The 487-nt window shown below is 43.9% G+C and carries 1 pseudogene; it reads left to right on the top strand.

The window, feature by feature from the left end:
- Nucleotides 1-28 precede the first annotated feature (28 nt).
- Nucleotides 29-487: pseudogene (locus ASC50_RS04205) on the top strand (glycoside hydrolase family 127 protein); the annotation flags it as partial.

Genomic DNA, 487 nt, shown 5'->3' with positions numbered 1-487 from the left:
AATTTATTCTTATGGTGCGGACAATGAATTGTATGTCAATTTGTTCATCGCTTCCGAACTGAATTGGAAAACGAAAAACATGAAGCTTAGACAAGAAACCGCATTTCCCAACTCCGACCAATCGCAACTAAAAATCAGTTGTTCATCTCCGCAAAAAGCGACCTTGCTGATTCGTTATCCTTCGTGGGTAACATCGGGATTTTCAGTTAAAATCAACGGAAAGAAACAAACTGTCACAGGCACTCCCGGCTCGTATGTAGCCATTGACCGTAAGTGGAAAAACGGTGATGTTGTAGAAATCAACCTGCCTAAGACACTTTGGAAAGAGGAACTTTTGGGTGCTCAACGTAAAACAGCGTTTTTCTACGGTCCGCTTGTGCTGGCAGGAGATATTCACGCGGGCAAAACGTCGCCCGTTTTCCTTAACAACACAGATCCTTTGTCTGACTGGATAATACGCGACAACGACCACTCGCCTGCATTTCAT

The sequence above is a fragment of the Candidatus Symbiothrix dinenymphae genome (genome assembly GCF_001431085.1).
The sequence above is the reverse complement of the archived record's forward strand: the minus strand, read 5'-3'. Positions and strand labels throughout refer to the sequence as shown.